Source organism: Cellvibrio fibrivorans (assembly GCF_031457055.1).
In the GTDB taxonomy this organism is placed as follows: domain Bacteria; phylum Pseudomonadota; class Gammaproteobacteria; order Pseudomonadales; family Cellvibrionaceae; genus Cellvibrio; species Cellvibrio fibrivorans.
Genome location: NZ_JAVDVX010000001.1, coordinates 127,073 through 140,624 on the forward strand (window position 1 = coordinate 127,073; position 13,552 = coordinate 140,624).

Consider the following 13,552-nt stretch of genomic DNA (forward strand, 5'->3'; position numbering starts at 1 on the left):
TCTTTATACCCATGAGAAACGCATGATAAGAACACAATTATTAACCACGGCAGGTGAACGAATTGAAGGTAATGCCGAATTAATTGAGCGCTGGCGTTGCGACTATGGCAGCTATATCTGGATAGATTTGATTAATGAAGGGCCGCACGCAGAAAAGCAATTTTTGTTATCTATGCAGTGCCATCCGCTAGCAATCGAGGATGTACAGCGTTTTCGTCACCCGCCTAAAACGGAAACATTCGATAACTACACCTTAATTTTATATCGCGGCATCACCGAGTTTAATAAAGACCTCACCATACAGCAAATGACCATTGCACTTTTTGCTGGTGATCGCTGCCTGATTAGCTGCCATCCGCGTCATTCATTGGGCGTTACGTATTATTGGGAAAATGCCCATCATGAGAATTTATTAGTTAGCCCCGGCTTATTAGCATCTCGCATTATGCGTTTTTCCGTCGGGCGCTATTTGGAGTCAATCCTTGCATTTGAAACATCACTCAATGAGCTGGAAGATGCAATGCAAGAAAAACCCAACGACGAAGTTATGCGCGAATTAATCAGTTATCAATCGCGACTACGCAAACTCAAACGGATTTTTAGCTACCACGAAAAACTTGTCACCAATTTATTAAAAGATATTCCGCAGCGATTAATTGACGAAGACGGAGATATAGAACACGGCTTGCAGGATCTATTCGAGCGCTGTGAACGCCTGCACGGCTTGTGCACCATGTACTATGAAATTTGCGGGGATCTAATCAACGGCTACTTATCAATCAGCTCGCACCAGCTAAACAACACCATGCGCGTGCTGACAGTTATTACCGCGATTTTTGTGCCACTTACCTTTATCGCCGGAATTTACGGGATGAATTTTGACAACATGCCCGAGCTGCACATGCCCTACGGTTATTTTTATACACTCGGGGGAATGCTGGTAATTGCAGCAGGGTTTGGAATTGTTGCGTTTAAGAAGTGGCTATAAAGCTACGCGACCGAAATAATCTTGCCACTCCATTTAAAATCAATCGCCCACAGGGACTGTGAGGCCTGATCATACTCCAACCATAAATCACGATAGGTTTTTTGCAATTGCGGATGCAAAACGTCCGGCGCAATTTCAGCCAGCGGCAGAAGTACAAACGCATTTTTGGTGATTTCGGCACGCGGTAATTCAATATCGTTTTCAATCCCGACGAAATCGCCGTAGGTCAAAATGTCGATATCCAGAGTTCGCGGGCTAAACTTTGGCCCGTTACGCTTGCGGCCATTATTATCTTCAATGCGTTTTAGTGTTTCCGATAATTCAATAAGCGACAAAACCGTATTGGCGCCAACAACCAGATTAAAAAAGTTGCTGCCATCAAAACCGACCGATTTACTTTCGTAAACCGACGATATTTGCAATTCACCAAACAACTCCGCCAGCGCATCCAGCGCCGCCGTAATATTGTTATGGCGATCAACATTACTGCCCAAGCTTAAATAAATCGCCGTCATTCGGGTTTTGCCCCGCGCTCGATCAGCAAACCCACATCGCGCGCACCGCGCACTGCACCCGGTTTGCTTAACCGCAAACGCAACCAGGGCACATTAAATTCCGTACGAATCACCTGCGCAATTTCTTCTGCCAGCGTTTCCACCAATAGCGCATTACGGTTTTCAACGTAGGCAATCAAGCGTTTGGAGACAGCTTTGTAATTCAACGCATACTGGATATCGTCAGTCTCGGCGGCTTTGCGAATATCACTCGCCATTTCCAGATCGATACTCACGGTCTGGCGCACTTCGCGCTCCCAATCGTAAATGCCGATAATCGTATCGATACGCAAATCGCGGATGTAGACAATATCCATAAAAACTTCTTTTAAAGTGGAGAGAGTGTGTTGAGTGGCCAGCGCGCTTTGACATTAATGGCGAGACCTTCGTGTTGACCAGCAAGCAAACGCTGGCAGCCGGCGTAGGCGATCATGGCGCCGTTGTCAGTACAGAATTCGTGGCGTGCATAAAATACTTTTGCGCCAATTTTGGCGAGGCTTGCATCCAGATCAGCGCGCAACTTTTTATTAGCCGAAACGCCACCGGCAATTACAAGCGTTTTCATGCCGGTTTGTTCTAGTGCGCGCTTGCATTTGATCACAAGCGTATCAACAACGGCAGCTTGAAATGCATTGGCGATGTCGGCGCAGGTTTGGTCATCGGGCAAACCATTCGCTTGTTTGTTGGCATTAACCGTCGTGAGTGTTGCGGTTTTTAATCCGCTGAAACTGAAATCCAAACCGGGACGATCTACCATTGGGCGCGGGAATTTAAATCGACCATCATTACCTTGGTCGGCAAGTTTGGCGATTTGCGGGCCACCGGGATAATCCAGATCGAGCATTTTGGCGGCTTTATCAAACGCCTCGCCTGCCGCGTCATCAATCGATTCGCCTAGCAATTCGTACTCACCCAGCGCATCGACTTTTACCAACTGGGTGTGACCGCCCGATACCAACAAGGCTACAAATGGATATGCAGGCGGATTGGCCTCCAGCATGGGAGCGAGCAAATGGCCCTCCATATGATGAACGCCAATCGCCGGAACATCCCATGCATAAGCCAGTGAGCGCCCCATAGACGCGCCGACCATCAGGGCACCGATAAGGCCTGGGCCCGAGGTGTATGCAATACCATCTATATCGGCAGCAGTAGAGCCACTCGCGGCCATTACCTCATTAATCAACGGCAGCAATTTGCGCACATGATCGCGCGACGCAAGTTCCGGCACTACACCGCCATACTCCGCGTGCAGTGCGATTTGGGTATACAGGACATGCGCCAGCAAGCCTCGCTCACTGTCGTAAACTGCCACCCCTGTCTCATCACAGGACGTTTCCAAACCCAATACACGCATAAACCAACCTCTTGCCGCCCTTATTTTCAGGGGCGATCACCAACACAGGGCGGCTATGATAAAGGCTGGCATCGCGAAAACCCAGCACTCTCACGCGCGCAAGGTTGCGGCTGCCATAAGAAGCGTATAGAATCCGCACCCCTCGGATACTTCACTGTGTTTACACTCTGGCGCCTATCCACAAGACATCATTTATTAGCTCTCTTTGATTACAGGTAACAGCATGCCTTCAGTAAAACTTAAAGAAAACGAACCCTTTGACGTAGCCCTGCGTCGCTTCAAGCGCGCTTGTGAAAAAGCAGGCATTTTGGCTGACGTTCGCGCTCGCGAATGCTACGAGAAGCCAACTACCGTTCGTAAGCGTGATGCTGCTGCCGCTGTTAAGCGTCATGCTAAAAAGGTACAACGCGAATCTAAAAAGTTTACCCGTCTGTACTAAGTTATTGCGCCGACTCTGTCGGTAGTAATAGTTAGTTTTGACCGGTTCCGCTCGTTAGCCTGTTTGCATCTGTCAACTAACGAGCTGTGCGTTCCACTCCTGTACCCAAATTGATTACTCAATACCGGTGAATCATGAGTCAACCAACGCTAAAAGACCGCATAAATGATGCCTTAAAGACCGCGATGCGCGCTAAAGAAAAAGAGCGCGTCGCGGTTTTGCGTCTTGTGATGTCGGAATTTAAAAAAATCGAAGTGGACGAGCGCATCGAAGTTGATGACGCCCGCGCCTTGGTCGTGCTCGACAAAATGGTCAAGCAGCGTCGCGACTCCGAACAACAGTATCGCAACGCCAATCGCCCGGAGCTCGCCGAGCAAGAAGCTTACGAAATCACTGAAATTCAAGCCTATCTGCCCGCTGCACTCAGCGCTGCCGAGCTTGATGCTATTGTTAGCAAAGCATTAGCCGATGCCGCTGTGACTGAAGCACGCGATATGGGTAAAGCCATGGCGCTGATCAAACCCCAAGTGCAAGGCCGTGCAGACATGGGCGAAGTGAGCAAGTTGCTTAAAGCCAAGTTGAGCAATTAGTCGTCAGCTGCTAGTTTCTAGCTATCCCCTCCAGGCGACGATTTCATGGCCGGTTTAATCCCACAAAATTTTATTGATGACATGCTCGACCGCCTCGATATAGTCGATGTGGTCGATAGTCGCGTTAAACTCAGGAAAACCGGTAAAAACTACAGCGCCTGCTGCCCTTTCCACGACGAAAAAACCCCCTCCTTCACTGTAAGCCCGGACAAACAGTTTTATTACTGCTTCGGCTGCGGCGCGAGCGGCAATGCACTGGGCTTTGTGATGGATTACGAGCGACTCAGCTTCCCTGAAGCCGTTGAATCACTCGCTCGCCTGACCGGATTGGAAGTACCGCGCGAGGTGCAAACCGAAGCGCAGGAGAAACGTGAGCAGGAAAAACGCAGTATCTACACCCTGCTGGAAAAAGCAGATAATTTTTATCAGCAGCAATTGCGCCATCACCCCAGTAAACACCTGGCAGTAAATTATTTAAAAAATCGTGGCTTGGATGGCAAAACCGCCAAAGCCTATGGCGTCGGCTTCGCGCCGCCCGGCTGGGACAATTTACTCAAAAGCCTCGCGCACAACGATGAAGACAAGCACCTGCTGATCGAAGGCGGTATGTTGATTCATCAGGAGCAAGAAAAGAAACTTTACGACCGCTTCCGCCATCGTATTATGTTCCCCATCCGCGATACCCGCGGGCGGGTCATTGGCTTTGGCGGGCGCGTGCTGGGCGACGACAAACCCAAATACCTCAACTCCCCAGAAACACCCGTATTCCATAAGGGACAGGAACTTTATGGGCTTTACGAGGCGCGCCTCGCCTATCGCGAACTGCCGCGCTTGCTGGTCGTTGAAGGTTATATGGATGTGGTCAGCCTCGCACAGTTCGGGATAGGTTACGGCGTCGCAACACTGGGCACCGCCTGCGGCCCAGACCATCTCGATCGCGCCTTCAAATACACCAATGAGGTGGTGTTCTGTTTTGACGGTGACAAAGCCGGACGCAGTGCCGCTCATCGAGCATTAGAAGCATCACTCGACACCATGACCGATGGCCGCACCGTGAAATTCCTGTTCCTGCCTGAAGGGGAAGATCCGGATACATTGGTACGCCAGATCGGCCCGGATAAATTCGAGCGCATGATCGAGCTGGCGGTGCCGTTTGAGGATTACCTATTTGATGCAGTGGCGGAGGGATTAAACATCCGCACCATGGAAGGCCGCGCCACCTTTAGCAAGCGTGCCGCGCCGCTACTGGAACGCTTACCCAAAGGTGTATTCCGCGAATTGATGTTTGAAAGCCTGGCAACTCGTACTGGGCTCAATCGCAACATCCTGCAGGAATTGATTCAGGAACAGCAAAGCAAAGGCGAGATGCAACCGCTTTTTGTAGTGCCGCCTGCACCAGCCAAACCAGAAGACACCATACCAAAAGTTGTATTGCCGAGAAAAAATGAGCTGGAATGGGATCACCCACCGCTAGCAATTTACGAGGAGTACGGCGATTTTCCGCAAGAGCTGCCACCAACGGATTATCACGAATTTTATGAAGAGCCGCGCGCGCAACGCAAAGCCATCAATACGGCTTATAAGCCAGAATTGCAGGCGCGCGCAAGCAAATATTTAATGCCGCCAGTGCGCAAAGCCCTGGCACTACTGCTCACCTATCCAACACTGGCGAACCTTGAGCACAACCATGAGGAATGGCTGGCTGACGAAACAGATCTCGACTGCCTGATGCTTGGCCGCTTGCTCAAAGTGTTGCATGAACGGCCGCACTACAACCTCTCGCATTTGATTGGTTACTGGCGCGGCATTTACGGCGCAGACAATACCGAGCGACTGGCCGCCGTTGCCGGGCACGATTTGCTACAAGCAGCAAATGCCTTAACCCAAAGCCGACAAGATAAACCGGCCAAAGCCGATTACGACACCCAAGCGGCATTTAGCGATGCCATGGAAAAACTGCGCCAACAACAAAAGCAGAAAAAAACGGCAGAATCCTTGGCAAAACTCAAAAATGCCGACTTAACTCAACTCACCAAAGAAGAGCGCGATCAGCTGGTGCGCGCCGCACTGGCCACAAAAGTGCAACCATAAACCGTAAAACTGGTCAAAACACGCACAATTTGGTGCTATCTGGCTGAAGAATATTACCTCACCACCCAATCGCCTAGAATCCACACAAGCAAGTGGAGTATAATTTCGGGCTTTGCATTTCACTCATCAGGTTTTAAATAGGGTTTCGAATGTCTGAAGACGTCCAACAGCAACAGTCCCGTATTAAAGAACTGATCGCCCGCGGTAAAGAGCAAGGTTATCTGACCTATGCCGAGGTAAACGATCACCTGCCGGAAGACATCTCTGATCCGGATCAGGTCGAAGACATCATCCAGATGATCAACGACATGGGTATCCGCGTCTATGAAACAGCACCCGACGCCGACACCCTGTTAATGACCGATGGCGACTCTGCTGCGGATGAAATCGCCGCTGCCGAAGCCGCCGCCGCACTGGTTGCCGTAGAAACGGAAACCGGCCGCACCACCGACCCCGTGCGTATGTATATGCGCGAGATGGGTACGGTTGAGTTGCTGACGCGCGAAGGCGAAATTGTTATCGCCAAACGTATCGAAGAAGGTGTGCGCGAATTAATGCACGCCGTTGCCTACTGGCCAGGTGCCGTACAGCAAGTGCTCGACGAATACGCACTGGTCGCCAAAGAAGAACGCCGCCTTGCTGACGTCATTATTGGCTGGCTTGATCCGGTGGAGGACATTCCTGCAACACTTGCTGAAGTTGAAGAAATCCCTGTGGCTGTTGCTGGTGCAAAACCTGCTGGCGATGACGACGAAGAAGAAGCTGCAAGTGAAGACGAAGAAGAAGCGGTTTCCGGTGTAGATCCGGAAGAAGCGCGCGTTCGCTTTGAAGAGCTGCAAAAGCAGCAAGACAAAGTGAACAAAACCCTCGCCAAATATGGCTACGGCAGCAAGCAAGCAGAGAAAGAATTGTCCGCCTTGGGCGATCTGTTCAAATTCTTCAAATTGCCGACCAAACAATTCGACCCCATCTACACCAAAGCGCGCGAGATGCTCGACAACGTCCGCAGACAAGAGCGTCATATTATGGATCTGTGCACCCGCAGAGCCCAGATGCAACGCAAAACCTTTATCAAAGAATTTCCCGGCAACGAAACCAACGATGCCTGGTTGCCTGAATTCCTCAAAGGTAAAGTTGAGCACGCAGACAAACTCGAACGTGTATTGCCCGATGTACAAACTGCACAACAGCAACTTGCACAGATTGAAGCAGAAAGCGGCTTGAGTCTCGCCAGTATCAAAGATATCAACCGTCGCATGTCGATTGGTGAAGCGCGTGCACGTCGTGCGAAAAAGGAAATGGTTGAAGCCAACTTGCGTCTGGTTATTTCTATCGCGAAAAAATACACCAACCGCGGTTTGCAATTCCTCGATCTGATTCAGGAAGGCAACATCGGCTTGATGAAAGCAGTGGATAAATTTGAATACCGTCGCGGCTACAAATTTTCTACTTACGCAACTTGGTGGATTCGCCAAGCGATCACCCGCTCCATCGCCGATCAGGCGCGCACCATCCGTATTCCAGTGCACATGATTGAGACCATCAACAAACTCAATCGCGTATCACGTCAAATGCTGCAGGAAATGGGTCGTGAACCTACGCCGGAAGAACTCGGCGAGCGCATGGAAATGCCGGAAGACAAAGTACGTAAAGTGCTAAAAATTGCCAAAGAACCCATCTCCATGGAAACGCCAATCGGCGACGATGAAGATTCGCATCTGGGCGATTTTATCGAAGACACCACCATTATTTCTCCGGTGGAATCAGCGACAATGGAAGGCTTAATGGAAGCGACTCGCGAAGTGCTAGCAGGCCTTACTGCGCGTGAAGCCAAAGTACTGCGCATGCGTTTTGGTATCGACATGCACACCGACCACACCCTGGAAGAAGTAGGCAAACAATTTGATGTAACGCGCGAGCGTATCCGTCAGATCGAAGCCAAGGCGTTGCGCAAATTGCGCCACCCATCGCGCTCTGATCACCTGCGCAGCTTCCTGGATGATTAATAGATCATCACCCAATAAAACCCGCTTCGGCGGGTTTTATTTTATGCACTTCATTAAAACCTGATGCTCAACCAAAGTCGAGTGGCCGCCCAAAATCAGCACTCGCAAAATTTGCACTTCTCCTTTTTACAATAAAGCTTCAACTTCCTGCACCCATCAAGCATTCCTGCAATTCAATCAAGCCATTTGGCATTTCCGCGACTAGTATCCGCGCGAACTTTGAAGTTAGTGGTTCAAAAAATAACGACTACACACCCATCCCCCCCACTTAACAATGAAGGAGTTATCCATGTTCAATAAAAATAATATGCTGGGAAAATTGCTTTTCCCGATGCTGCTCTCGATGGCGGCAACTCAAGTTTCTGCCGCGCCAGATCCAAATTTTCATATTTACTTGATGTTTGGCCAATCCAACATGGAGGGCGCTGCCCCTATTGAAAACCAGGATCGCGTTACAAATCCCCGTGTAAAAGTAATGGCAGACTTAAACTGCGGCAATTTAGGTCGCACCTATGGCAACTGGTATGTCGCATCACCGCCACTCAATCGATGCTACAGCGGGCTGGGGCCTGGTGATTATTTTGGAAAAAACATGGCAGATGGCATGCCGAGTTCTGTCACCATTGGATTAGTTCCCGCTGCGGTCTCCGGTACTCCAATTGAGCTGTACCAAAAATCGGCGCCTATAGGTCGAAATAACCAAAACATTCCAACACAGTTCAACGGCGGCTATGCATGGCTACTCGACATGGCCAAAAAAGCTCAACAAGCCGGTGTCATTAAAGGCATTATTTTCCATCAGGGTGAGAGCGACACCAGCGACCCGAATTGGAAAAACCAGGTCAAAGAAATCGTTACGGATTTGCGTAGAGATCTTGGTATTGGCGATGTGCCTTTTCTCGCTGGCGAATTGCTCTATGCGGATTATGGATCTTGCTGTCACTGGCACAATGCCGAGGTTAGAAAGTTGCCCGGATTAATCAGCAATGCCCACGTGGTTTCAGCGATGGGCCTGCCGGGAATGGATGTGTATCACTTCACCACCGCGTCCTATCGCGAATTTGGCAGGCGCTATGCGCAAATCATGCTCGACAAGATTGATAGAAACAGCGTGGTCAGCTCCATCTCATCCAGCAGCGTTCGCAGTTCATCCCTCAGCTCTTCCATTCGCTCAAGCATTTCTGTTTCGTCACGGAACTCAAGTAGCGTTACAACCTCAAGAAGTGCCTCAAGCTCGTCCAGAGCGACCAGTACTGGAAAATGTGTTTACACCACCACTAATGATTGGGGCAACGGATTTACTGCGTCGATAAAAATTACCAACACCAGCGCGACTGCAATTAATGGCTGGAGTGTAAGCTGGAGCTACATTAACGCGACCCGCATAACCAACCTGTGGAATGGCGTGATGACAGGAAGTAACCCCTATACCACCACCCATATGGATTGGAATAAAACCATTCAACCCGGTCAATCGGTCGAATTCGGCTTCCAAGGCACCAAACCAAACGGAACCGCAATTACACCCGCGGTATCCGGCACCGTGTGTAATTAGAGGCTCACGCCAACAATAGCGCAAATACAAAAAAACCGCCGATTGGCGGTTTTTTTTGATCACAATTTGATAAAAATCCAACAGAATTAACCCTAGCCACATAGAGCACAACTCACTATAATGCCGCACACTGCGTTTCTGCAGTTTCCTTTGGGGCCTATAGCTCAGTTGGTTAGAGCATCCGACTCATAATCGGCAGGTCGCTGGTTCAAGTCCAGCTGGGCCCACCACATCAAATTAGTTTTTGACACTTCAAAATTACATTCACTACCATTTATACAAAATCTGCATTTTACAAATTGTAGTTATTTTAAAAAAATCTCCATTACTTTCCTACGCGATAGTTTCTGCAATTTAACCAACTCACATTGGGGCTACTGCGCACGAATCTCGAAAGGAAACTCAGCGGTTTGCTGATTGCGCGCAATACTGAATTCGATTGTTGCGGGTCGTTGCTTAATGGGCAACTCAACCTGATTTACGCCGAGGTTACCACGCAACTCTGCTGCTTGACTCACGGCTGCACCATTGTCATCCAATGCGGTGATTGCCATAAGTTCGGGAAAGCTGCCGTGAATATCAAATAACAAGCGCCCAGCTTCCCAGCGCGCCAATTTAAATGAGGAGTCAGCGCCATTCCACTGCATACCGAACTGGAACGGTAATTGAATTGCAATAGGATCTGATGCTGCCAAGAAAACCAGCTTGCCCCAGAAAGCAATAACATCACTCACGCCTAAATCCTGCCCGCGCAAATCCAATTGACCGCGCAACCAGGGCTGTGCGGGATCAGTTTGAAATTTTCCTTCTGCCCATGTACCACCAGCATGTTCCAACGCAATGGGTGACTGAAAATTTACAGAGTGAATATTACCGGCTGAATCTTCTACTTCCGTAATAAAAAAACGCGCCGCGCTGAGTTGGCGTGTTAACGGATGTTGGTTGCGCAGATAAATATCAGCCATTAACGATAATTGCTGTGCCTGGATATTCATTTGATTTACCGCAATTAACGCCGGCCCTGCAACAATGGTTTGCTGCGGAGCCTGAAAGGGATATTGGACATCCGTTGGTGGTGAATCCTGTTTAAGCGCAGCCAATGCTGCTACCGTTAATAATTCCGGCGCAGGCTTTTCCTGTGCAAATGTTTGCTCCAGCGGTTGAATGCGCCCAAAACTGAATGGATATATTTTTTTCTCCATTTTGCTCGCCACAATCACTTCAGCGGCGGCGATGCTACCTTGTACATCAATACCGGCGGTTTCTCCTGCGGCTAAAAAATTCACACCGCGCATTGCATTGGTTGTCGCCAGCACCTTGCCTTCTGCATTTAATGCATTTACTTGTAAAAGTGCTTCGCTATTACCTGAGTGTTGAAAATACAAACGGTTTGCACCGGAAGACAGGAAGCGCAATTGCAGTCCATGTGAATTAATTACTTTACCGGCCAATGGCAAATCCACTTTTATACGCTCGACGTTGAGCGGTAAGTTGTAACTAAGTTCACCTTTAATTGCGCCGATCGAGGAGAGATTAACATTCTCCGGCAGCAGAATTTTTTTCGTTCCCTGTGTACCGACGTAATGAATCGGCTGCCCCTGATCAAGAAACGCGCCGTCGTAAACCATGTCGATTTTGGCAACACGACGCACGCCAGTTGCATCGCAGCTACCCGGCGACAACAACGACTGATCCTGGTGATCAACGATATCGAGAATACGCAATTGAATAGGATCTGCTTCTTTGCCGAGATTAGGCAAATTAAATGCGCTGACATCCAGAGTAATCACCGTACCTTCTGCAGTCGCATCAATACTGCTAATTCCCACACCAAACGGGCCTGTACTTGTTTGCGCTGTGAACGCGGTATTTAAATGCTTGTTTAGCGCAAAGTCAGGTAAGGTTGATGATGGTAACTCACTAAATGCACGCGGTTTTTCATCGAGCCGCTCCTCCGAGATTACAGTTGGGTTATCGCTCATGGCAAAGGCTCGCGCTAATAACGAGTTAACCCATAATTGTAATTGCGGTTGTAACTGCTCATCGAAAAATACCGAAGCCTGTAATTGCTGCTCCAATTTGGTGAGTTTGATTCGCTCATAAATGGATAAAGTTTCCGGCCAATCCTGCACCATGGTATTTTTTGCATTGCTGAGCAGCGGAGCTATAGCCTTTTCAGCTGCGTTAATAAACTCTTGATTAGCACCTACCATGACGGCATTAAATTTCAGCACCGGCGGAAATAACTGCGGCGCCACTCCGAGATAAATCCCTTTTACCGGTGTAACATCTATCGACAATTTCCCCAGTGCCATCGCCGTAGAGGCTTCGGAAAATTGCGCCGGATTAAATAACGCAACACTGAGCATTTGTTTTGCACTAATGGTTTGCCAATCCGATAAATCTTTATCGGCAGGCGCACCGGCATCCAAACGCCCACGAAATGCGGCAACTCGCTCCGGCGCGCCCAACACAATCCGGTCAGCGTCAATTACGGCCATGATCACCGGCTGTTTTTCGCAGGTATTTTCATCTACCGACGAAAACACGACTTGCTGTGGTGAGTCTTCATCAATCGTATAATTTTTTTTCAACCAAGCGCGCCATTCTTCCGCATTAAATTTCCCGGTCAAAACCCAGAGCGGCTGGGTTTGGTTATTGGTGCGATAAGCGGAGATCCAGACTTGATCCAATTGGTGCGCAATATTGATTCCGGACTCTTCCAGCTTGCGCCAAAAATTCACATCGGGTGCGGGCAAATTAGTTAAGCCCGCACCGGATTGCAGTACATCGGGCAATTGTTGCAGGCGCGGCACATCGACATGCGCCAATGCAAACAGGGGTTCGGTTGCCAGCGCATTCACTATTTTTTCGTTTTGCGCTGAAGGTGTCGCTGGCTGCCACAAGGGACGCTTTAACCATAAGATAGTTGCTGCGGTTAGTGCTATAGCCAATAGGATGGCTAACATGCCCCACAGAAATGAGGATTTATGAAAATCCACTTCCACGTGAGCATCGTCCTCTGGCACCTCTTCTGTTTTTTCCTCTACTTTTTCTTCTAACTCGGCTGACTGCGAACTAACGGCTGCAGTAGCAATTTCAGGCTCCCCATCAGGTTCTGATTGCGGTTTACTGCCAGCTTCAATATTAATTTCAGTTTTCGTGTTAACTTCAGATTTAGCATCAAGCTCCGGAGCTGCTTTAGCTTCCGTTGCGAGCGTAACAACTGCATCCTTTTTAATGACAGGCTCATCAGTGCCTTGCTGAGCTTGCGCAACGTCCAGTTCCGGAATTGCGGTTATCGTCTCTGGTAAGGGGGAACTAGTGATCGCCGGAGTCATCGCGGCTTTTGCTGTGACAGCCTGCTCCGTTGATTTTTTTTCTGGTTTGGCTACTGGCTGTTTTTTTTCTTTTACTGTCGGGTTTTTAATTTTTTCTTTTACTGCAGGAGCTGCAGGAGGAATAGGTTGTTGCGCAGCTTCCGATTTTTTTGGTGCAGTTATTTCTGCAACAACAGGTACAGGAGCCACCTCCGTATTAACTGCAGCGAGTTCAGCATCCTCCGCTTCTTCACGCGCAATAATTTTTTTTACCAGCAACTGGCGTGGAGTCTCCTCCTCTTCATCAAGCTCCTCATCGAGACTGTGCAGTTCCAATTCCAATTCAATTTGGTCGGCAATGCTATCGGCATCTGCTGCGGCCATACTCACCACATCCAGATGGACACCCGCTTCCAAAAATGCAGCGCGCCACTGCTCAACCTCGGCAGAGGATTCGAGAATTTTAATCACACTGGGGCGCTGAGAGAGAAACACCAAGCGAACGGTTTTTGGTTTTAGTTGGAGCAACTGCGCCAAATTACCCACGACTTGATCCGCATCAAACCCTGCAGCAAATTGGCTTTTATAGATAAGCTTGTACACAAAAACTCCTTCAGTTTTCAGTACTCTGCTGTGATCTTATTCGTATTGT

General features: G+C 49.1%; 10 protein-coding genes and 1 tRNA gene. 7 read left to right on the forward strand and 4 right to left on the reverse strand.

Annotated elements, in window-relative coordinates:
- The first annotated feature begins 22 nt into the window (after window positions 1-22).
- The gene (locus J2X05_RS00575; protein ID WP_310067323.1) at window positions 23-988 is read left to right on the forward strand and encodes a magnesium transporter CorA family protein; all 966 of its coding nucleotides are present in this window, start codon (window positions 23-25) and stop codon (window positions 986-988) included.
- Window positions 989-990: 2 nt separating this feature from the next.
- Here J2X05_RS00575 and folK read toward each other — a convergent pair whose 3' ends face one another.
- From folK to tsaD, 3 genes are read right to left on the reverse strand one after another with little or no spacing between them, the layout of a single operon-like run.
- The gene (gene folK / locus J2X05_RS00580; RefSeq protein ID WP_310067326.1) at window positions 991-1,503 is read right to left on the reverse strand and encodes a 2-amino-4-hydroxy-6-hydroxymethyldihydropteridine diphosphokinase; all 513 of its coding nucleotides are present in this window, start codon (window positions 1,501-1,503) and stop codon (window positions 991-993) included.
- On the reverse strand, window positions 1,500-1,859 hold the full coding sequence (folB, locus tag J2X05_RS00585) for a dihydroneopterin aldolase (RefSeq protein WP_310067330.1): 360 nt from the start codon (window positions 1,857-1,859) through the stop codon (window positions 1,500-1,502). The genes folK and folB overlap by 4 nt, the downstream gene beginning before the upstream one ends.
- An 11-nt stretch (window positions 1,860-1,870) precedes the next feature.
- Window positions 1,871-2,899 carry a tRNA (adenosine(37)-N6)-threonylcarbamoyltransferase complex transferase subunit TsaD gene (gene tsaD, locus J2X05_RS00590; RefSeq protein WP_310067334.1) on the reverse strand — a complete coding sequence of 343 codons (1,029 nt, stop codon included), beginning with the start codon at window positions 2,897-2,899 and terminating at the stop codon, window positions 1,871-1,873.
- Window positions 2,900-3,122: 223 nt separating this feature from the next.
- On the opposite strand from tsaD, the gene rpsU reads away from it, so the two are divergent.
- From rpsU to J2X05_RS00620, 6 genes are all read left to right on the forward strand, one after another.
- A complete protein-coding gene (gene rpsU / locus J2X05_RS00595) occupies window positions 3,123-3,338 on the forward strand; it encodes a 30S ribosomal protein S21 (RefSeq protein WP_084618192.1) in 216 nt (71 codons plus the stop codon).
- A 134-nt stretch (window positions 3,339-3,472) separates the two neighbouring features.
- Window positions 3,473-3,928, forward strand: a complete 456-nt coding sequence (locus J2X05_RS00600) for a GatB/YqeY domain-containing protein (RefSeq protein ID WP_310067337.1) — start codon at window positions 3,473-3,475, stop codon at window positions 3,926-3,928.
- Window positions 3,929-3,973: 45 nt separating this feature from the next.
- Entirely contained in the window at window positions 3,974-6,019 is a 2,046-nt protein-coding gene (gene dnaG / locus J2X05_RS00605) for a DNA primase (RefSeq protein WP_310067340.1), read from the forward strand.
- A gap of 149 nt (window positions 6,020-6,168) precedes the next feature.
- The gene (rpoD, locus tag J2X05_RS00610) at window positions 6,169-8,025 is read left to right on the forward strand and encodes an RNA polymerase sigma factor RpoD (RefSeq protein ID WP_310067343.1); all 1,857 of its coding nucleotides are present in this window, start codon (window positions 6,169-6,171) and stop codon (window positions 8,023-8,025) included.
- Between the two features lie 289 nt (window positions 8,026-8,314).
- Window positions 8,315-9,580 carry a sialate O-acetylesterase gene (locus J2X05_RS00615; RefSeq protein WP_310067347.1) on the forward strand — a complete coding sequence of 422 codons (1,266 nt, stop codon included), beginning with the start codon at window positions 8,315-8,317 and terminating at the stop codon, window positions 9,578-9,580.
- Between the two features lie 153 nt (window positions 9,581-9,733).
- Window positions 9,734-9,810: transfer RNA gene (locus tag J2X05_RS00620), tRNA-Ile, on the forward strand.
- Between the two features lie 144 nt (window positions 9,811-9,954).
- Here the strand turns inward: J2X05_RS00620 and J2X05_RS00625 are convergent.
- A complete protein-coding gene (locus tag J2X05_RS00625; protein ID WP_310067348.1) occupies window positions 9,955-13,503 on the reverse strand; it encodes a hypothetical protein in 3,549 nt (1,182 codons plus the stop codon).
- Between the last annotated feature and the right edge of the window lie 49 nt (window positions 13,504-13,552).

Excerpts from the sequence above, each read along its gene's own strand:
- rpsU (WP_084618192.1), top strand. The coding sequence starts at position 3,123 with ATGCCTTCAGTAAAACTTAAAGAAAACGAACCCTTTGACGTAGCCCTG.
- folB (WP_310067330.1), bottom strand. The coding sequence starts at position 1,859 with ATGGATATTGTCTACATCCGCGATTTGCGTATCGATACGATTATCGGC.
- rpoD (WP_310067343.1), top strand. The coding sequence starts at position 6,169 with ATGTCTGAAGACGTCCAACAGCAACAGTCCCGTATTAAAGAACTGATC.
- J2X05_RS00600 (WP_310067337.1), top strand. The coding sequence starts at position 3,473 with ATGAGTCAACCAACGCTAAAAGACCGCATAAATGATGCCTTAAAGACC.
- folK (WP_310067326.1), bottom strand. The coding sequence starts at position 1,503 with ATGACGGCGATTTATTTAAGCTTGGGCAGTAATGTTGATCGCCATAAC.
- J2X05_RS00575 (WP_310067323.1), top strand. The coding sequence starts at position 23 with ATGATAAGAACACAATTATTAACCACGGCAGGTGAACGAATTGAAGGT.
- dnaG (WP_310067340.1), top strand. The coding sequence starts at position 3,974 with ATGGCCGGTTTAATCCCACAAAATTTTATTGATGACATGCTCGACCGC.
- tsaD (WP_310067334.1), bottom strand. The coding sequence starts at position 2,899 with ATGCGTGTATTGGGTTTGGAAACGTCCTGTGATGAGACAGGGGTGGCA.
- J2X05_RS00615 (WP_310067347.1), top strand. The coding sequence starts at position 8,315 with ATGTTCAATAAAAATAATATGCTGGGAAAATTGCTTTTCCCGATGCTG.